The organism is Ruegeria sp. YKSF070 (assembly GCF_059612725.1).
The window spans coordinates 1-18,396 of the sequence record NZ_JBXWRD010000014.1; the positions used below are offsets into that span (position 1 = coordinate 1).

Annotated in this window: 16 protein-coding genes; 12 read left to right on the forward strand and 4 right to left on the reverse strand. The window is 63.0% G+C overall.

What is annotated here, in order from left to right; all coding sequences use genetic code 11:
* Nucleotides 1-210: 210 nt before the first annotated feature.
* Nucleotides 211-1,476, reverse strand: a complete 1,266-nt coding sequence (locus AC2FL1_RS09690; protein WP_496828672.1) for a vWA domain-containing protein — start codon at nucleotides 1,474-1,476, stop codon at nucleotides 211-213.
* Between the two features lie 103 nt (nucleotides 1,477-1,579).
* Here AC2FL1_RS09690 and AC2FL1_RS09695 point away from each other — a divergent pair, with 103 nt between their 5' ends.
* Complete coding sequence (locus AC2FL1_RS09695) at nucleotides 1,580-2,497, forward strand: trypsin-like serine peptidase (RefSeq protein ID WP_496876771.1); 918 nt, start codon at nucleotides 1,580-1,582, stop codon at nucleotides 2,495-2,497.
* A gap of 93 nt (nucleotides 2,498-2,590) precedes the next feature.
* Here the strand turns inward: AC2FL1_RS09695 and AC2FL1_RS09700 are convergent, their stop codons facing one another.
* On the reverse strand, nucleotides 2,591-3,499 hold the full coding sequence (locus AC2FL1_RS09700) for an AAA family ATPase (RefSeq protein WP_496876772.1): 909 nt from the start codon (nucleotides 3,497-3,499) through the stop codon (nucleotides 2,591-2,593).
* A 231-nt stretch (nucleotides 3,500-3,730) separates the two neighbouring features.
* Here AC2FL1_RS09700 and AC2FL1_RS09705 point away from each other — a divergent pair, with 231 nt between their 5' ends.
* The 6 genes from AC2FL1_RS09705 to AC2FL1_RS09730 all read left to right on the forward strand — a co-directional run bounded on the left by AC2FL1_RS09705 (nucleotide 3,731) and on the right by AC2FL1_RS09730 (nucleotide 10,677).
* A complete protein-coding gene (locus tag AC2FL1_RS09705; RefSeq protein WP_496876830.1) occupies nucleotides 3,731-4,783 on the forward strand; it encodes a glycosyltransferase family 2 protein in 1,053 nt (350 codons plus the stop codon).
* On the forward strand, nucleotides 4,783-5,469 hold the full coding sequence (locus AC2FL1_RS09710; RefSeq protein WP_496876773.1) for a sulfotransferase: 687 nt from the start codon (nucleotides 4,783-4,785) through the stop codon (nucleotides 5,467-5,469). Before AC2FL1_RS09705 ends, AC2FL1_RS09710 begins: the two co-directional genes overlap by 1 nt.
* Nucleotides 5,469-7,844, forward strand: coding sequence for a glycosyltransferase family 2 protein (locus tag AC2FL1_RS09715; RefSeq protein WP_496876774.1), 2,376 nt, complete (start codon nucleotides 5,469-5,471; stop codon nucleotides 7,842-7,844). The genes AC2FL1_RS09710 and AC2FL1_RS09715 overlap by 1 nt, the downstream gene beginning before the upstream one ends.
* Before the next feature lie 3 nt (nucleotides 7,845-7,847).
* Nucleotides 7,848-8,546: an FkbM family methyltransferase gene (locus tag AC2FL1_RS09720; protein ID WP_496828682.1), complete on the forward strand. Its 699-nt coding sequence runs from the start codon at nucleotides 7,848-7,850 to the stop codon at nucleotides 8,544-8,546.
* Nucleotides 8,547-8,552: 6 nt separating this feature from the next.
* Nucleotides 8,553-9,632, forward strand: a complete 1,080-nt coding sequence (locus tag AC2FL1_RS09725; RefSeq protein ID WP_496876775.1) for a glycosyltransferase family 2 protein — start codon at nucleotides 8,553-8,555, stop codon at nucleotides 9,630-9,632.
* Between the two features lie 85 nt (nucleotides 9,633-9,717).
* The gene (locus AC2FL1_RS09730) at nucleotides 9,718-10,677 is read left to right on the forward strand and encodes a phosphoadenosine phosphosulfate reductase (protein ID WP_496876776.1); all 960 of its coding nucleotides are present in this window, start codon (nucleotides 9,718-9,720) and stop codon (nucleotides 10,675-10,677) included.
* Here the strand turns inward: AC2FL1_RS09730 and AC2FL1_RS09735 are convergent.
* Nucleotides 10,668-11,108 carry an SRPBCC family protein gene (locus AC2FL1_RS09735; RefSeq protein ID WP_496876777.1) on the reverse strand — a complete coding sequence of 147 codons (441 nt, stop codon included), beginning with the start codon at nucleotides 11,106-11,108 and terminating at the stop codon, nucleotides 10,668-10,670. The two genes, AC2FL1_RS09730 and AC2FL1_RS09735, sit on opposite strands and share 10 nt — an antisense overlap.
* A gap of 105 nt (nucleotides 11,109-11,213) precedes the next feature.
* On the opposite strand from AC2FL1_RS09735, the gene pyrC reads away from it, so the two are divergent.
* The 5 genes from pyrC (at nucleotide 11,214) to AC2FL1_RS09760 (ending at nucleotide 17,540) form a co-directional block, all read left to right on the forward strand.
* Nucleotides 11,214-12,254 carry a dihydroorotase gene (gene pyrC, locus AC2FL1_RS09740; protein ID WP_496876778.1) on the forward strand — a complete coding sequence of 347 codons (1,041 nt, stop codon included), beginning with the start codon at nucleotides 11,214-11,216 and terminating at the stop codon, nucleotides 12,252-12,254.
* The gene (locus AC2FL1_RS09745) at nucleotides 12,236-13,657 is read left to right on the forward strand and encodes a sensor histidine kinase (RefSeq protein WP_496876779.1); all 1,422 of its coding nucleotides are present in this window, start codon (nucleotides 12,236-12,238) and stop codon (nucleotides 13,655-13,657) included. Before pyrC ends, AC2FL1_RS09745 begins: the two co-directional genes overlap by 19 nt.
* Before the next feature lie 72 nt (nucleotides 13,658-13,729).
* Complete coding sequence (locus AC2FL1_RS09750) at nucleotides 13,730-14,407, forward strand: orotate phosphoribosyltransferase (RefSeq protein ID WP_496876780.1); 678 nt, start codon at nucleotides 13,730-13,732, stop codon at nucleotides 14,405-14,407.
* 195 nt (nucleotides 14,408-14,602) lie between these two features.
* Nucleotides 14,603-16,093, forward strand: a complete 1,491-nt coding sequence (locus tag AC2FL1_RS09755; protein ID WP_496828693.1) for a replicative DNA helicase — start codon at nucleotides 14,603-14,605, stop codon at nucleotides 16,091-16,093.
* A 193-nt stretch (nucleotides 16,094-16,286) separates the two neighbouring features.
* Nucleotides 16,287-17,540, forward strand: coding sequence for a tetratricopeptide repeat protein (locus tag AC2FL1_RS09760; RefSeq protein ID WP_496876781.1), 1,254 nt, complete (start codon nucleotides 16,287-16,289; stop codon nucleotides 17,538-17,540).
* 16 nt (nucleotides 17,541-17,556) lie between these two features.
* Here the strand turns inward: AC2FL1_RS09760 and AC2FL1_RS09765 are convergent, their stop codons facing one another.
* A complete protein-coding gene (locus AC2FL1_RS09765; protein ID WP_496876782.1) occupies nucleotides 17,557-18,309 on the reverse strand; it encodes a sulfite exporter TauE/SafE family protein in 753 nt (250 codons plus the stop codon).
* Nucleotides 18,310-18,396 lie beyond the last annotated feature (87 nt).

Genomic DNA, 18,396 nt, shown 5'->3' on the forward strand with positions numbered 1-18,396 from the left:
GGGATCAATCCCCGCCAGTTCCATCGTTGCGAGGATACGAGAATAGACGTCCCCCTTGCCCCAATGATCGGAAATCTCTTGTGTGTTGGTCATTTGCCCCCCTCTTTCCGACGTCACAATAGCACAGTTTATCGGGTCCTTGGAGTTCCGGGTCCGATCGGCTACCCGGTGGGAAAACGGCATCAACCCGGCGGTTTGTTGACTTCGGTGTCAACCCTCGCGGATTGCCGCCAGCAACCGCGCCTTTTCACCCATATCGTCGGGGCGCGAAATGACCTCGGCCAGTTCCTCGAGCGAAGCGATGGAGTGGCCCGCGCGGAAGCTGTCCACGTGGGGCAGCATCGCGCGGATGCCGCGCGCCTTGGGCGCGAACTCGGACCAGCGCAGGAGCGGGTTGAGCCAGATCAGCCGACGCGAGGACAAATGCAGGCGCTCCATCTCGGCGGCAAGCGCGTCCGGGTCGTCACGGTCGAGCCCGTCGGTGATCAACAGCACCACCGCGCCCTGCCCCATCACCCGGCGCGACCAGTCGCGATTGAAGGCGTGCAGGCAGGCGCCGATGCGGGTGCCGCCCTCCCAATCTTGGGCCTCGGCCCCGGCGGATTTCAGCGCGGCGTCGACATCGCGTTGGCGCAGATGCCGGGTGACATTGGTCAGCCGTGTGCCAAAGGTAAAGGCATGCACCTTGGCCCAGCCTTGCCCCTTGGCATTGGACACGGCATGGAGAAAATGCAGAACCATACGACTGTATTGACTCATCGAACCGGAAATATCGCAAAGCACGACGAGATTGGGCCAGCGTGGGCGCGGTTCGGCACGGGCGATATCGCGCAGTTCGCCGCCTTGGCGCATGGCGGCGCGCAGGGTGCGGGCGCGGTCGATACGGGGCCCCAGCACCGCCGCCTGTCTGCGTCGTGACGGGATCGGCTTTACCGGCAAGGTCAGCCGGGCCAGCATGCGTTTGGCGCGGGCGATCTCCTCGGTGCTCATCTGTTCGAAATCGAGCGTCTTGAGCTTTTCCTCGGCGGACATGGTGAGCGAGGCATCGACCTCGATCAGGGTTTCCTCGCCCTCCTTCTCGGGTTCGGGTTCCGGCAGCTCCGGCTGGTTCCCGTCGAGCAGAGCCTCGGCGGCGCGTTTCTCGGCGGCCTGCGCGCTGCGTTCCTCCTGCACGCCACGGATGGCGGGCAGCATCATCGACATCATGTGTTCCAGATAGCGCGGGTCACGCCAGTAGAGGCGGAAAACCTGGGCAAAGACAGCGCGGTGTTCGGGGCGGTTCACGAAACAGGCGTGAAGCGTCCAGTAGAAATCGCGTTTCTCGGTAAATCCGGCCGCCTCGACCGCGCGCACCGCGTCGATGACGCGGCCCGGCCCGATCGGCAATCCCGCCTTGCGCAGGGCACGGGCGAAATGGGTGATGTTCTGGGCCAGACGCGGGTTTTCCGGCAGGGCAAGCGGGGCGTATTCAGGCATGACACCCGCCTGCGCTGTTTCGAATAGCCGCTTTTCGTGCTATGGTGGCACAATTCATCAAGACCAAATTTCTTTCTTTCACCCTGCATTCAAAGGACAGACCATGAGCGATCTCCTTACCACCCATGCGCTGCTGGCGCCCGAGGCGCAGCATCCCGGACACTCGGCCCTGTGTATCGAACGGTTCGGCGAAATCGCCGCGACCACCGGGTTCAGGCCCGGCCTTGAAAGCGCGGACAATCTGGCCGAAACCAGCGTCTCGGGCTTTGCCGAGGCCCGCGAGGCCAGTGCCGCCGGAATGCCCGACGACGAGCTGGATGCGCTGATGCATGGCAGCGGCTTCCAGACCGAGGTGGTGATCGGCCTTGACGACCGTATCCGCATCAGCCCCGCCGATCTCTGGCCGTGGGCGGTGCATGGCCATATGGAGATGACCTTTCCCGATGGCCGCCGTTTCATCGGGTCTGGGACAATGGTGAACCGCCACCATGTGCTGACGGCGGGCCATTGCGTGTTTTCGCGCGACAGTGGCGGCTGGGCGACCGAGGTGATCTTTCAGGCCGCGCGCGACGATGGCGCGCTGCCCTTTGGCACCAGCCGCGCGGTACGCCTGCTGTCGGTGGCGGGCTGGACCAATGGCGAGAACCCCGAATTCGACATGGGCATGCTGATCCTGGGCGACGAGTTGGGCGACCGGACCGGCTGGCACGGCATCGTCACCGGACCCGAGGCGACGCTCTCGGACCACCGCGTCAACGTCTCGGGCTATCCCGGCGACAAGGGTGGGCGGACGCTGTGGACCCACAAGGACGTGATCAAGTCGGTCACCGATACCAAGGTGTTCTACGATATCGACACCGCCGGCGGCCAGTCCGGTTCGGGCGTGTGGTCGGTCTGGAACGGGCACGCGGGAGAGAAGGTTTGCGCCATCCACACCACAGGGTCGCAATCGGGCAATGGCGCGGTGCGGATCAATCGCGACAAGTTCGACCGTATCACCGGCTGGATGGCGCGCCACTGACCGCGGCCCGGTCGCGGGACGGCGCCTAGCCATGGGCGCTGCGTGGGGGCGCTGCCCCCACACCCCCGGAGTATTTCGGACCATAAAGAAGCATCAGGCGGGTTCCAGGGAGGCCTTGGCCTGATCGAGGATGCGTTTGGCCTCGGAGCCTTGCAGTTTCTGGATATCGTCCTGGTATTTCAGGATCGCGCCCAGCGTGTCGGCGATCACCTCGGGGCTCAGGTCGATCACGTCGAGCGCCAGCAGGCACTTGGCCCAGTCGATGGTTTCCGCCACGCCCGGTTTCTTGAACAGATCCTCGGTGCGCAGGGTCTGGACGAAGGCCACCACCTGGCGGCTGAGGGTCTCGGCGGCCTCGGGCGCGCGAGCATGCAGGATTTCCATCTCGCGATCAAAATCGGGATAATCGACCCAGTGATACAGGCAGCGGCGTTTCAGCGCGTCATGCACCTCGCGCGTGCGGTTCGAGGTGAGGATGACGATGGGGGGCTCGGGCGCCTTGATGGTGCCAAGCTCGGGGATCGTGACCTGGAAATCCGAGAGGGCTTCGAGCAGGAACGCCTCGAACGGTTCGTCGGTGCGGTCGAGCTCGTCGATGAGCAATACCGGAGCGCCCGCCGGATCCGGCCGCATGGCTTGCAGAAGCGGGCGTTCGACCAGGAAGTCATCCGAAAAAAGTTCGGTCTGGAGCACACCGCGGTCGGCGCCGCCAGCGGCCTCGGCGGTGCGGATGGCGACCATCTGAGCGGGGAAATTCCAGTCGTACACGGCCGAGGCGGCATCGAGCCCCTCGTAGCATTGCAGGCGGATCAGGCGGCGACCCAGAGCGGCGGCGATGGCCTTGGCGATCTCGGTCTTGCCCACCCCGGCCTCGCCCTCGAGAAAGAGCGGCCGCCCCAAGCGCAGCGACAGGAACACGACCGTGGCCAGCGCCCGACCGCAGACATAGCCCTGTTCAGCCAGCATCTGTTGCACCGCGTCTATGGATGGCGCCTGTGTCATGTCTGTCTCCGCTTTCCGTGTTGCGCCCAATGGGGCATCACCGGCGCGCCCGCGTCAAGCGGCAGAGGGGCGGTTTTGCGACACAAAGACTGCGACGATAGTCTAACACTTAGGGGTCTGTTGACGCTTGTACGCGCAAATGTCATGACATTGGAAACAATCGGAGGGCGGGAAAACCGCCCGCAAACAGGCGATGACAGCAATCTATTCCAGGGCAACCGGGACAAGTACATGCGGATAACGGCGGTGACCTGCGTCAAGAACGAGGGGCCGTTCCTGTTGGAATGGATCGCGTTCAACCGGTTGATCGGGGTCACCGATTTCCTGTTCTATTCCAATGACTGTTCCGATGGCACCGACCGGTTGCTGGATGCGCTGGCCCTGGCTGGCCCCGATCTGGCTGGCCTGTGTGGCAACGTCGTGCATCTACCCAATCCGGCAGAGGGTCGCAATTACCAGATGGAGGCGCTGAAGGATGCCGCCCATCGCACCGTGGTGCAGGCCGCCGACTGGGTCTGGATCGCCGATGTGGACGAGTTCCTGAACATCCATGTGGGCGACAACACCCTCCCCGCGCTGATCGCTGCTTGCGGCGACCCGGCGGCGATCTCGGTGCATTTCCAGTTCTTCGCCAATGACGGCATCGACGGGTTCGAGGACCGGCCGGTGATCGCGCAGTTCACCCGCTCTCACAATCCCGACATCTGGTGCGGTGAGACCGCGATCGAGGTCAAATCGCTGACCCGGCGCGACTTTCCCTTGCAGTATTTCGGCGCACACCGGCCCTTTTTCAGCAAGAAGCAGGGCAAGAAGAAGGGGCTGGCCTGGGCCGATGGGTCGGGTCGGCAGGTGCCGCACAAGTTCCTGATCGCGGCCAATCCGCGCCGCATCCGCAAGTTTCCGGCCAAGGGCGCGCGCGATTTTGCGACGCTGAACCATTACGCGCTGCGCTCGCTGGACAGCTACCTGGTCAAGAACGACCGGGGCGATGTGAACCGCGAGAACCGGGCCTTTGACGACAGTTATTGGCGCGAACGGAACGATCCGGCCTGGCAGGATACCAGCATCGCCCGCTACCTGCCGGCGCTGGAAGATGCGCTGGAGCAAATCAAGGCGCATGGCGAGATCGGCACCCTGCATGACGAGGCGGTGCGGCTGCATCGCGAAAAATGCGCCGCCCTGCTGGAACAGCCCGCCTATCGCGATATGCAGGCGCAGCTGCGCGCCGCCTCGACCCTGCCGCCGGGCGAGGAGGCCTTGTTGCAAGAATTGGGAATGATGTGATGGCACGGCTGAGAGTGGTCAATCTGGGCCTGCCCAAGTCGGGCACCACGACTTTAGGGGTGGCGTTGCGGGCATCTGGCCTGACGGTGGCGGACTGGAAGATCCGCCGCCATCAATCCACCAATCCGGCGGTGGCGCGCCATTTCGTGGGCGACCTGATGTATCGCGGCTATTTCGAAACCGGCGACCCGTTGCATCTGCTCGATGAATTCGATGCGATGACCGAGATCAACGTGGTGGGCGGCGATCTGAATCGCTGGCCGCAGACCGATTGGGGGCTGCTGTCGGCGATCATCGACCATCATCCCGACGTGAAATTCATCCTCAGCCATCGCGAACCAGAGGCGCATGCGGACAGCATGATCCGCTGGACCAATCTGGGGCGCAAGCGCCTGCGCATTTTCGACGTGCCGGGCCTGCCGGGCAAGTACGGCAGCGCGCCCGCCGATATCGTGCGCTGGATCGACGGGCACTCCCGGTTTTGCCGTCGGATTTTTGCCGGCGATCCGCGCTTTCTGGAATATGACATTCTCGACCCCGAGGCGCCGACCAAGATTGGCGCGTTTCTGGGCCTGCCGATCCAGTGGTGGGGTACCGTGAACGAGAACCCCGAAACCGGTGCCGAGACCATCACCGACGCGGTGACCGAACCAGAGGCAACCCCGACCGAGGATCCGGCCAGCTGATGCGTATCGTTCTTCATATCGGGCCCGAGGCCACGGGTGCGGATCGCATCCAGTCGATCCTGTCGGACAAACGCGAAGGGCTGAAATCGCAGGGCGTACTGTTTGCCCGCAGCCCAGGCAACCGCAACCACATGCGGCTGTATATGGCGGTGACAGACCCCGACCATGTGGACCCGTTCCGCTATAATCGGGGCTATGCCGCCCCCGAGGCACAGGCGGGGCTGCGCGATGCGATGCTCGAAGGGCTACGCGCCGAGATCGCCGCCACCCGCCCTGACACGCTGATCCTGTCGGCGGCACAAATGGCCAGTTCGATCCACCGCTCGACCGAGGTGGCGCGGCTGCGCGACCTGCTTGCGCCTCTGTCCGATGACATCCAGGTGGTCGCCACGGTGAGCGACCCTGCGCATATGCTGCTTGATCACTATGCCGCGCAGGTCTCGGAAGGTCGTGCCGCGCCGCTGGAGCAGGAGCTGGAGCTGATCGGCACGCCCAGCTGGTGGCAGGCGGCCATCGCGGCGATGCCCGCCATCGACCCGATCCGGGGCATCTTCGAAGAGACCCAGGGACCGGCCTTCTGGCTCGATCTGGTCGGGCTGGTGGACCTGTGGGAGGAAGGTTTCGGCACCGGAGCGGTGCGGCTGCTTTCGCACGATCCCGCCGACCTGGCCAGCCCCGGCGCAACCGAGCTGGTGCGCGAGATGTTCGGTATCCCGCGCGGCATCGGGCGGGCGGAACCGACCTTCGCCGCCCCCCTGCCCTCGGCTGCCACCCTGTCGCGCCAGCGCCGGTTCAACGAATTGCTGCTGCGCTACATGTCCAACGGCGACAAGGTGGTGAACCGCCAGCTGTGGCGCAGCCTGCTGGACGAACTCACCATCGACGGCCCGCCCCCGGCGCCGGATGGGCTGGCCGCGATCTCGGCCCGGTTCGAGGCCGCCAACAGCGCCCTGATGCTGGATCATCCGGGGCTGAACGAGGATCAGTTCACCCCGCCGCCCGCCGCCGATTGGGCCGAGGCCGATCCCGAGCGCGGCTTTCGCGCCTCGCAATACCTGCTGGCGGCGCGCTGGCGGATCGACAAGCTGAGCGCCGAACAGCTGGTCACCCGCGCCGAGCAGGTCACGGGCGAGACCGCCGGGACCACAGCCGCCATCGCCCCGCAGGTCGAGGCCGAAAGCGACAACAGCCTGAGCGAGACCGCCCGTCGGCTGATGCCGCCGCTGGCGGTGCAGAATTTCGAGAAGCTGCGCAAATCCTCCTACGCGCCGCATAACCGCATCGGCGCGGTCGACGAGGAACAGCTGGCCGCTGCCTTTTCTCCCGTCAAGCCGCGCAAGCTGGCCAAGGGCAAGACCGGCAATCTGATCGTCGGCTGCATGAAGAACGAGGCGCCTTATATCGTCGAATGGGTGGCCTATCATCGGGCCATCGGGGTCGACAATTTCCTGATCTACACCAACGATTGCTCTGACGGCACCAGCGAAATTCTCGACCGGTTACAGGAGCTTGGCGTGCTTCAGCACCGCAACAACGACAAGTGGAAAGGCAACTCTCCCCAGCAGCACGCGTTGAACCAGGCGCTGAAGGAACCGGTGCTGAAAAACAGCGACTGGATCATCCATATCGACGTCGACGAGTTCATCAACATCCGATGCGGTAACGGCACGCTGGACGATTTCTTTGCCTCCGTCCCCGAGGCCACCAATGTCGCGATGACCTGGCGGCTGTTCGGACATAACGGCGTGACCGAACTGAAGGACGAGTTCGTCATCGACCAGTTCGACGCCTGCGCGCCTAAATACTGCCCCAAGCCGCATACGGTCTGGGGCTTCAAGACCATGTTCCGCAATATCGGCGCCTATGAGAAGATCAGCTGCCACCGCCCCAACAAACTGGACGAAGCCTTTGAAACCAAGGTGAAATGGGTCAATGGCTCGGGCCAGGACATGACCGGAGAGGCGCTGAAATCGGGGTGGCGCAATTCCAAGAAATCCATCGGCTACGACCTGCTCCAGCTCAATCATTACGCGCTGCGCAGCGCCGAAAGCTTCCTGGTCAAGCGTCAGCGCGGCCGGGCGCTGCATGTGGATCGCTCGATCGGGCTGAACTATTGGATCCGGATGGACTGGAACGACCACCGCGATGTCACGATCAAGCGCAACCTGCCCCGGATGCGCGCCGAATATGAACGGCTGATGCAGGATGACACCCTGCGCGACCTGCATGCGGCGGGGCTGGACTGGCACCGGGCCAAGGCCGCCGAACTGCACGGCATGCCCGAATTCGAAGACCTGTATCAGCAGGCGCTGGAGGTACAGCTGAGTGGGACCGAACGCGTCGCGTATGCGCTGGCGCTGGATATGGAGAGCTGAAGCATGGCGGACGGATCCCAGACCAATGACGGCAAGTTCCTGATCTCGCGCGGGATGCGGTTTCCGCTCGATCCCGACATCCTGCCGAAACGGGTGCGGGTGCTGTTGCGCACCGATGGTTACGAGGCCAAGGAGGCGCGTGCCGCCTATCGTCTGATCAAAGAAGGAGACGTGGTAATGGAGCTGGGCGCCGGCATCGGCTTTATGTCCACCCTGATCGCCACCAAGACCCGCGCCGCCGAGGTGCATTGTTTCGAGGCCAATCCGCGCCTGATCCCCTATATCGAGGCAGTGCATGCCGCCAATGACGTCACCAACGCCCATATCCACCACGCGCTGTTGGGGGACAAGCCCGGGCGGCGCACCTTCTACCAGCGCACCTCGATCCTGGACAGTTCGCTCGACCCGCTGCCCGAGGATGACGACACGGTGGAAAAAGTACAGGTGCCCGTGCGCGGCGGCGCCAAGGCGCTGGCCGATATCCGGCCCAGCGTGCTGGTCTGCGATATCGAGGGGGCCGAAGTGGAGCTGCTGCCGCAGCTTGACCTTTCCGGCCTGCGCGCAGTGCTGATCGAGCTGCATCCGCAGTGGGTCGGCAAGGAGGGTATCGCGCAGGTTTTCGAGGCAATGCGCCGCGCCGGTCTGGTCTTCTTCCCGCGCTGGTCCCAAGGTAAGGTTGCGGTGTTTCGCAGCGATTGGTGAGGGCGCATGCGCAGTCTGGCTGTTTTGACGGTTCGCAACGAAGCAGCGTTTCTGCTCGAATGGTTGGCCCATCACCAGGCGGTGGGGTTCACGGATTTCCTCGTCTTTTCAAATGACTGCCAGGATGGCACCGACCAGATGCTGGATCGGCTGGCCGAAATGGGCCAACTGGTTCATCTGCGCAATGATGGCCCCTATGACAAGGGGGGCATCCAGTTCACCGCACTCAAGGCGGCCTCGAAACACCGGCTGGTCAAACAGGCCGACTGGATCCTGCCGTTGGACGTGGATGAATTCGTCAACATCCATGTGGGCGACGGCAGCCTGTCGGCCCTGTTCGAGGCCCTGCCCCACGCCACCGCGATCACGTTGACCTGGCGGCTGTTCGGCAATTCCGACACGCCGCGCTATGTGGATGCGCCGGTAACCGGGCAGTTCACCCGCTGTGCGCCCGAGATCATGTTCTGGCCCTGGCGCGCCTCGATGTTCAAGACGCTCTACCGCAACGACGGCACCTATCGCAAACTGGGGGTGCACCGCCCGCGCAACCCGGTGCCCGAGCGGCTGGAAACCTCACACTGGTATGACGGGCATGGCCGTGCGCTGGACGAAATGTTCCGCGAGAACCGGATATTCTCCAGCTATGGCCGCCCCAATTACGGGCTGGCGCAACTCAACCACTATCCGCTGGGCGCGATGGAAAGCTACGTGCTCAAGGCCGATCGCGGCCGCGCGGTGCATTCCGAGCACATGCTGGACGTCGATTACTGGGTCGAGCGCAATTTCAACACCGATAGCGACGACTCGATCCTGCGATATGACGAACGCAGCACTGCGTTGCGCCAGGCCCTGCTGGCCGATGCGAAACTGGCGCGGCTGCACAAGCGCGCGGTGGAATGGCGTCAGAAACGCTTTACTGACCTGATGAAGCAGGAACCCTATCGGGCGCTGTTCGCACGGTTGCTGATGACGCCACCCTCGCGCTTGATCAGCGCGGCCTCGGCCCGCACGCTAGTGGGGTTTGCCAATCTAGGCCGCATGGAAACCACTGCAGACGGTCCGGAAAACGACCCGAAACCGGCCTGAGTTTTGCCCAATTTGGCCTCAATTGCCATCTAGATCCTGTTCCCGAAACCTGCCCGCCACGAGGCCGGAGTATCGAGGACCAGTTATGCAGGACGCAAAGACGAGCATCGACGAATCCATCGCCGGGTTCCGTCGGGAGGTTTGGAAGCAGAAGCTTCTCGAACAGGCCGAGGCCGAGGGCATGGCCCAGGAACTGGGTCCGCGCCACTTTGCCACTTTCATCGACCGCGACCCCACTCTGATCGTGACCTTCGAAACCGCCGAGGGCATCCGCTCAATCTCGGAGACCCATCAACCCTTTGGCTTTGAACTGGTCAAATCCAAGGGCTGGTCGCATCTGTGCATCATTTCCGACGGCGACACATGGTTCCGCGATACCAAGGTCTATGGTTTCTTCGACCGGTTGATCGATGACGGCTTCTTTGAGGATTTCGACCGGGTCGTGTTCTATGGCGCCGGTCCTTGCGGCTATGCGGCGGCGGCGTTTTCGGTGGCCTCCCCCGGAGCGACGGTCGTGGCGGTACAGCCGCAGGCAACGCTGGATCCGCGCATGACCGAATGGGACGACCGGTTCACCGAAATGCGCCGGGTTTCGTTCAGCGACCGCTACGGCTATGCCCCCGACATGCTGGATGCGGCCGACCACGCCTTTGTTCTCTACGATCCCGCCGAATCACTCGATGCGATGCATGCCACGCTATTTGCCCGCGACAATGTCACCCGCCTGCGCATGCGCTACATGGGGGCCGAGTTGCAGGCGCGGCTGCTGGACATGAACCTGCTTTATCGCATTGTGCTGATGGCCGGCACCGGCAAGCTGAATTCCAGGAGCTTCTTTCAGGTATATCGCGCGCGCCGGTCCTATCCGCGCTACCTCAAGGGGTTGGTGGCCGTGCTAGACCGGCAGAACCGGCCCTATCTGAACATGGTGCTTTGCCGCAACGTGATCGCCCGGATGCCCGCACGCCGCTTCCGCCGTCGGCTGGAAGAGCTGGAAGAGGACGCGCGTGCCGGAAAGTTCTCGCCGCCCCCCGGTCAGGCCTGAGCCCGCAACAGCCGCTTGCGGACATGGTGGCGCCAGGCATGGGTGATCCGGAGCCAGAACAGCAAAAAGGGCGCAGCCAAGCCCGCCTCGACCTCGATTCGGTCAACCAGCCGCGCCCCTGCACCGGCGGGCAGCACCTGCAACTCATGCACCAGCCGTCGCAACCCATGGCCCGATTCCTCGGACACCATGCGCCGGGTGGCAGCATCGAACAGCGTGACCTCCATTCTGTAGGGCTGTGAGGGGAACAGGCCCAGCATCGACAGGTCGACATCGATCACCTGGCCCTGATGCACCGGCCCCGACGGCAGATGATCCAGCCGCATCCATGGTTGAATAACCGCGTCCAGCGTATCCAGGTCGGTGACAAGCCCGAACAGCCGATCGGGGTCGGCATCGTAGATGTGATCGAGTAATAGAGTCCGGCGCATCCTGTCCCCCAGAGCCTCAAGACTGCCGCGCAGCCGGTCCCCTGAGAACCGCGCAAATTGCCTCGCCCCCTTTCCCGAATGCCGCACCTGTGCTAGCGGGTCGCCATGACCCAGAGCCTCACGATCCGCCGCCCCGACGACTGGCACCTGCATCTGCGCGACGGCGCCATGCTGGCCGCCGTCCTGCCCGAAACCGCGCGCCATTTCGCGCGCGCCATCATCATGCCGAACCTGGTGCCGCCGTTGGTGACCGGAGCACAGGCCGCCGCTTATCGCGACCGGATCCTGACGGCATTGCCTGAGGGCATGGCGTTCGAACCGCTGATGACGCTCTATCTGACCGAAGACACCGATCCCGACGATCTGGCAGCAGCACATGCAAGCAGGCTGATCACCTCGGTCAAGCTCTACCCCGCCGGCGCCACCACCAATTCCGCGAGCGGTGTGAAGGACTTTGACAAGGTGCGCCCGGTGCTCGAACGCATGGCCGAAATCGGCTGTCCACTCTGCGTGCATGGCGAGGTCACCGATCGCGAGATCGACATTTTCGACCGCGAGGCGGTGTTCATCGACCGGGTGCTTGACCCGATCCGCCGCGCGACGCCGGGGCTGCGCGTGATCATGGAGCACATCACCACAAAGGACGGTGCCGATTACGTGGCGGCCAACCCCGAGGGTCTGGGGGCGACGATCACCGTCCAGCACCTGATGTTCGACCGCAACGACATGCTGGTGGGCGGTATGCGCCCGCACTACTATTGCCTGCCGATCCTCAAGCGCCGCCAACACCGCGAGGCGCTGGTCGCCGCCGCGACCTCGGGCGATGCGCGCTATTTCCTCGGCACTGACAGCGCGCCCCATCCGACCCATGCCAAGGAGGCAGAATGCTGTGCCGCGGGTTGCTTCACCGCGCCCATCGCGCTCTCCTGCCTGGCGCATGTGTTCGAACAGGCGGGCGCATTGGACAAGCTGGAAGGCTTCACCTCGCTGCATGGTCCCGCCTTTTATGGCCTGCCCGTCAATGACGACATGATCACGCTCAGCAAGGCCGACCCGCTCGACATCCCCAAGACCCTGCCCGCCGGGGATCACACCGTCACCGTTTTCGATCCGGGCGTGCCGCTGCATTGGAGCGTATCCGCCTGACATTCGAAAATCGCGGCGAGTGCCGCGCCCGGTTCGACCAGTTCCGCGCAAAGTCGCGAAAGTCTGGCGAGGGCTCGGCACGTGCGCTAGCATGTTGGCAATTCAAGCCACAAGCCCGATTTCGCACAATGTCTTCGCCAGAAACTCAGCAAATCCTCCAGATCGCGCAAAGCATCGCCGGCCAGGTCGGGCACGACATGCTGCGGCGGCTGATCGAGGCGCTGAGCTTGTATCTGGATACGGCCTTTGTCGCCGTCACCTATGGTGAGGGCGTTCCGCCCACCCACGCGCGCGCGCTCTACGCGCTGCGCGGACAGCAGGCCGTGCATGATCTGCGCTACCAGCTCGATGAAACCCCGTGCGCTCAGGTGTATCGCGGGGAAACCGTGACGATCCCTTGCGATATCGCCGAACTCTACCCGAGCGAAGCTGCCTACGAAGGCTACATCGGCATCCCGCTGCGGGATACCAGTGGACAGACGATCGGGCATCTCGCCATCTTTTCCAATGATCCCATTGTCGAGACAGAGTTGGCCACTGCCATCGCCCGGATTTTCGCCCAGCGCGCCGAGGCCGAGTTGCGCCGGTTGGCATTCGAGGCCGAAAGGCAGGAAATGATCGCCGAATTATCCGACCTCAATGCCAGCTTGCAGCGCGGATTTGATCGGTTGCGACACGAGAACGCCCAGAAAACCAGCCTGATGGGCGTGATTGCCCACGACTTGCGCGGCCCGCTTGCGGCAATCATTGCCCAGGCTGAACTGGGTCAGCAACACGGCGCGGTGGCAGTGCCCGATCTTGCCCGCATCGCGGTTGGTTTCGACAAGATTCTGAACGGAGCCGAACGAATGTCCGACCTGATCGCGGCGACACTGGAGCGGGTGCGTGCAGAAGGCGATGCCTTGGTGCTTTCGTTTCGCACTGTCGATCCTTCTCGGCTGATCGACATTGCCGTTGCAGCTAATTGCGATGATGCGCGGCGCAAGAATATTGCTCTTTCTTTCACCACGCCCGAGGACAGTTCCATTCAGGTCGAGGCGGACGATACCTACCTGATATCCGCTGTCGACAACCTGATCCGCAACGCAATCAAATACACCCGCCCCGGCGGTTCTGTGGATGTCGCCATCGCCGTTGCCGACGGGAATTTGTCTATTGTCGTCACCGATACCGGCCAGGGCCTGACCCAAGAGGACCTGCAACTGGTCTTTGGCCGCTTTCAGACCCTGTCGGCCAAGCCCACCGGCGGCGAAACCGCGACTGGTCTGGGGCTAGCCAATGTGCGCCAGATCATGCAGGCGCATAATGGCGCCGCAACCGCGCATAGCGCTGGCCGCGACAAGGGAAGCCGGTTTTGCCTCACCCTGCCCTTGCGCCAACCTGAAACGCCAAAGCCTGCTTGATCACGGCAGGGTCGTCGGGCTATGCCAGCGCACGACACAGCGCCGCACAAATCCGAACCAGAGAACATTGCCATGATCCCCGCTTCCTATCCCACCCGCGAAGAGATCGCCCGCCTGACCGCCCGCATGCTGCTGGAAATCGGGGCCGTGAATTTCAACACCGAAACGCCCTATATCCTGGCCTCGGGCCTGCCCTCGCCCAGCTATATCGACTGCCGCAAGCTGATCTCCTTCCCGCGTATCCGCTCCACCCTGATGGATTTCCTGACCGTCACCGTGATGCGCGACGCAGGTTTCGAGGCCTTCGACAATATCGCCGGTGGCGAGACGGCAGGCATTCCTTTTGCCGCGCTGGTGGCCGAGCGGATGGCGCTGCCGATGACCTATGTACGCAAGAAACCCAAGGGTTATGGTCGCAACGCCCGCATCGAGGGCGCCATGAGCGAGGGCCAACGGGTGCTGCTGGTCGAGGACCTGACCACCGATGGCGGCTCGAAACTCTCGTTCGTCGATGCGATCCGCGAGACGGGCGCAAGCTGTGGCCATACGGCAGTGATCTTTTACTACGACATCTTCCCCGAGACGGAAAAGACTCTGGGCGATCACGGGGTTGCGCTGCATTACCTCTGCACCTGGTGGGACGTGCTGGCCGAGGCCCGCGCGCAAAAGGCCTTTGACGAGGTCACGCTGAGCGGGGTCGAGGCCTTCCTGAAGGATCCGCGCGCCTGGCAGGCCGCCAACAAGCGCTGACGCCCGACGCGACGGCACCCGGGCGGCTCTTGGCCGAAAGACCCTGCCGCCCCACCAGATATTGACGTACCCCCTACTGATCCTTCAAGATACGGGGGTGCGGAGATATGCACAGCATATCCCCAGAAAACATACAACTTGGCCGACTCGCGACGCTCGGCTATGACCTCTGACCCAAGAGGCGGTAGAGCAGACATGAACGAGATCACCACAATCGGACAGGCAACTGCCGAAGTCCAAAACCCGGACACCATGCCGCATTCGGTCGAGGCCGAGCAGCAGCTGTTGGGCGCGATCCTGACCAATAACGACCTTTACGACCGGGTCGCCAATATCATCGGGTCCGAGCATTTTTATGACCCGGTGCATGCGCGGATATGGGAGGTGGCCGCCGCCCGCATCGCCAAGAACGCGCTGGCCTCGCCGGTGACGCTGAAATCCTTCATGGCCGAGGATGCGGGGCTGGCGGAACTGGGCGGCGCGGCTTACCTGGTCAATCTCGCCGGTGCCTCGATCAGCGCCTTTGCCGTGCGCGACTATGCGCAGATGATCTATGACCTGGCGATCCGGCGCGAGCTGATCCGGCTGGGCCGCGACATCTCTGACAAGGCGGCGCGCGTCGATGTGGCGAGCGAGCCCAAGGAGCAGATCGTCGAGGCCGAACAGAAGCTTTACAAGCTGTCCGAGCAGGGCCAGACCGACAGCGGATTCAAGAGCTTTCTCAAGGCTGTAACCGAAGCAGTCAATGTCACCAACCAGGCCTATCAGCGCGGCGGTGGCATGGCCGGCATCTCGACCGGGCTGGTCGATCTGGACAAGCAGCTGGGCGGGTTGCACCCGTCCGACCTGATCATCCTGGCCGGGCGTCCCTCGATGGGCAAGACATCTCTGGCGACCAATATCGCGTTCAACGTGGCCAAGGCCTATAAGCGCGGCCAGCGCCATGACGGCACCGAGGGCGCGGTGGATGGCGGTGTCGTGGGCTTCTTCAGCTTGGAAATGAGCGCCGAGCAGCTGGCGGGCCGGGTTCTGGCCGAGGCCTCGGAAATCTCCAGCCACAAGATCCGACAGGGTGACATGACCGAGGACGAGTTCCGCCGCTTCGTCAATGCCGCCAAGGATCTGGAAGCCTGCCCGCTGTTCATCGACGACACCCCCGCTCTGCCGATCAGCCAACTGGCGGCGCGGGCGCGGCGACTGAAGCGGACGCATGGGCTTGACCTGTTGGTGATCGATTATCTCCAGCTTTGCCGTGGCATGGCCGAGAACCGGGTGAACGAGATCGCCGAGATCTCGATGGGGATGAAGGCCATCGCCAAGGAGCTGAACATTCCGGTCATCGCGCTGTCCCAGCTTTCGCGTCAGGTGGAAAACCGCGACGACAAGCGGCCGCAGCTCAGCGACCTGCGGGAATCGGGCTCGATCGAGCAGGATGCCGACGTGGTGATGTTCGTGTTCCGCGAGGAATACTATAAGGAACGCGAAAAGCCCGGCGATCACGAGCTGGACCGGATGGAAGAGTGGAAAACCGCGATGGAGCGGCTGCACGGCAAGGCCGAGGTGATCGTGGGCAAGCAGCGTCACGGCCCCATCGGTACGGTCGAGTTGAGCTTCGAAGCGCAGTTCACCCGCTTTGGCAACCTGGTAAAGCCCTGGCAGCAGGGCGGCGAGATCGAAGGATACTGATCTGTCGCGCGTCGGCCGCTGTGGGGTGGGCAGTTCTGCACACCCTACGGACCTGCGACTGAACCCAACGCCCTGGCGGTGGCCCAATTTGGTGATTGGACCAAAGGCGTTCAGCCAGACCAATACTGATCCATGTCAAAGCATCTATTCCTGGTCGCGGCCTAGCTTTCGTTGAGGAGGCAAGGAACGGCGAATGACTGCTTTGTTCGAGATATTTTTCGGCTTCGGGTGGATACCGTTGCTGATTGTGTCGCTCATCTCTTTCTTCCGCGTCATAAGGAACTGCAGTTGGCAGCGTGTGCTGGTCTCCCTGTTGTCCTATCCTTTGACCTTTTTTGTTTTTCTTGAGCCAAGTTTGGCATTCTACTGTTTTCTCATCGGCGCTTGCCATGATTGGGGTGACGTCTTTGGTGGGTACTTTGTACTGATTTGGATAACTTCGGGCCTGCCCCTCTTCGTAAACACGATCCTGTTGCCCCCGCGCATCATAGATGGCCGCATTTCGAACAGGCCGGCCCTTTTGGTCTTTCTGATTGGCGTGGCGATCCCGATCGTTTTCTGGACGCTGGCAAGCGCCACCAGAAATCTTGAAGCCTGCTGGTCGGTTCACAAGAAGGATATGGCTGCCTGCGATCGCGTCATTGCCAGCCCATGGTCGAGCCGCAAGGAAAAGGCCTCGGCTCATGAAGGCAAGTCGTGGCTGTATCGCTGGCAATCGACCCCAAGCTACGAGAATACCACAGAAAGCCTGCTGGCTGCGCTTGCAAAGCTCCCCAAGTCTGAGCGTAGAGAGGCAAGCGGCCTGTTGATGCAACTCGCCGAGATCGAATTGAAGGAAAACGGCAATTACAAGGCCGCCATTGGCTATCTTGACCAGGCAATCGAGATACAGCCCGAAAACAGGTATTTTCGGTCCCTGCGGTCCGAAGCGCACATGTTGGCGGGAAACACCGCGGCAGCTATTGCTGACCGGGATGCTGCCAGTGCTCCTCCGGGTCAACGTGTGGCGGTTGCAGCAATGAGAGAGGCTTTCGAACTGGCGCGGGCCGGTCGGCAAGACCAAGCTATCGAGGCAATCAACGAACCTCTGGTTCTGGAGTTTCTCAAGAAACACCCGGAACGAGCCTTCTTCGAAGGATGCCAGGTCTTTCGCATGGCTGGAAGAACGGAACAGGCAGTCTCAAACTTCCTCTCCTTCGTGGACACCATCAGCCCGAAGTTCGATCAATCATGGAGAGGGGACAAGCAACCCAATGCCAAGCTGAGAAAAGCTTTGGAGATTTTTGCCGAGACCGCTGATTTATATGACGACGAGGGCAACCTGAGGGATGAGCCCAAGGATCGGTTGAAGGCATGCTTTGCTGACGATCAGTGCTACGACCGAATGTTCGAGGCGCTGTCGAAGGCAGACCAGAAAGACCATCGCTCAAGGTACTTCGGGTCATAGGCGCGGAGCGGAACTCTCACCCGCGGAGCGCGTAGAACACAGTCAGGGCCACACCAAAGCCAATGACCCCGCCCCGCAACAGGGTCTGGGGAATATGCCGGGCCAGCGTGCCGCCGCCATAGCCGCCCAGCGTGGCGCCTGCCATCATCACCAGCGCCTCGGGCCAGGCAACGGCGGCGCTGAGGCCGTAGATCGCCACCGCCAGCACGCTGATCCAGCCGATGACCGCATTCTTGACCGCGTTGGCCAGGTGGAAATCCTCGTATCCGGCAAGGATCAGCGCGGCGAGCATGATCTGGCCCAGACCGGCGCCGAAATAGCCGCCATAGACGGCAAAAAGAAACAGCATCACCCAGACCGTCCCCTGTCCCAGCGATCGGGTCGCCAGCCAACGGCGCAAGCGCGGCGCAAAGGCGAAAAGCGCCGTTGCGCTCGCCATAAGCCAGGGCACCAGGCGCTCGAAGAGACCGCCACCCAGCCCCACCAGCAACAGCGCGCCCAGCACTCCGCCCGCGCCGCAGACCGCCATCAGCGGCCAGAGCGCACGGCCGATGGCGCGCAGTTCGGCCCGATAGACAGGCAACGCGGCCAGATTTCCGGGCACCAGCGCCACGAAATTGGTGGCGTTTGCCACCATCGGTGGCAGCCCCGTCGCCATCAGGGCCGGAAAGGTGAAGAAGGTGGCGCCCCCCGCCACGGCATTCAACGCCCCGGCCAGCAGGGCCACGGCAAACAACACACCGGCGGTGATCGGGTCAGGCAGGGCCATCCGCCACATCTGAGCGCCAAGCCCGCGCGCTGGCAAGGGGCTTGACGCCAACCCGGCCGCTTGTCACTGATTGACATATGATATCGC